Source organism: Hymenobacter daeguensis, from assembly GCF_054780555.1.
Map to the genome: position 1 here is coordinate 1 of NZ_BAAGWC010000062.1, position 1,171 is coordinate 1,171.

The following is a 1,171-nucleotide window of genomic DNA, read 5'->3' on the forward strand; positions in this document are numbered from 1 at the left end:
CCGCCCGCCCCCACCCCACCGCCCGGCCCCGACCGCCTGGCCCGACGCTATTTTCAGGAGCTAAGCCATTAATAATTTGTTTGTTTCACCCGCCACCCCGGTACTGTACTACGGCTTGCTGGCCGGCTGCCTGCTGCTCGGCCTTGGGCTCATGGCCATGGCCTGGCAACGGCCGCGCCCCCGCCAGCGCGGGGCCCGGGTGCTGGCCAGTGCCGGAGCTGCCGCCGCACTCTGGCTCACGGCCTTCCCGCCCCTACGCCACCTGCCGGCTACACGCACGGCGGCCATTCTCCTTACCGAAGGCTACTCCCCCGATACCTTGCGGCAGCTGCTGCGCCAGTTGGGCGCGGGCACAGCCATCTGGCGTTATAACAATCAAATTCAACCCGTTAAATACCAGGCTCTGCCCAGCCTGCTCGCCCTGGCCGGGCAACAGCCGGCCTTGCGCAGCCTGCACGTTCTCGGCCACGGCCTGCCGGCCGCCGATGTGCCAATGCTGAAAGACGTGCCGGTGCGGCTGCACCCCGGGGCACCCTTCGCGGGGTTGGCAACGGCCTGGTGGCCGGCAAGCCTGACGTTGGGCGAAACCTTGCCGATTGAAGGCACCGTGGCCGCTCCGGTTGCTTCGCGGGCAGGCGCGTGGGTGGTGCTCCGGGCCGCCGGGGCCGGACGCGACTCGGTGCGCCTGGCCACCGGCAGGGGGGCTTTTCACCTGCATTACCAGCCCAAAACGACGGGACTTGCCCGGTACGAGCTGCTGTTGCGCCGCCCCGGCCAGGCGGCGCTGGCAGAGCCGGTTCCCGTCGAAATCATTGCCCCGCAGCTGCCGGCCGTGCTGCTGCTGGCCGCCGCGCCTTCGTTCGAATTTCGGTTTTTGAAGAACTACCTGGCCGAGGCGCACTACCCGGTGGCGTTGCGCACCAGCGTGAGCCGGGGCCTGGTGCAGACCGATTTCGTGAACCTGCCCACTCAGCCGCTGAACCGGCTGACGCCCGGCCTGCTGTCCCGCTTCAGCGTGCTGGTGGCCGATGCGGCCACGCTGGCCGCGCTCGACCCGGCCGAGGCCCGGGCGCTGCACGCAGCAGTGCAGGCCGGCCGCCTTGGCCTCATCGCCCTGGCAGAAGCGGCTCCGCTGCCCCGCGCCATGCCCGCCCGCCCCGATTTCGCGGTG

At 70.2% G+C, this 1,171-nt stretch carries 1 pseudogene; it reads left to right on the forward strand.

The window, feature by feature from the left end:
• Positions 1 to 76 precede the first annotated feature (76 nt).
• Positions 77 to 1,171: pseudogene (locus ACYVHT_RS23280) on the forward strand (hypothetical protein); the annotation flags it as partial.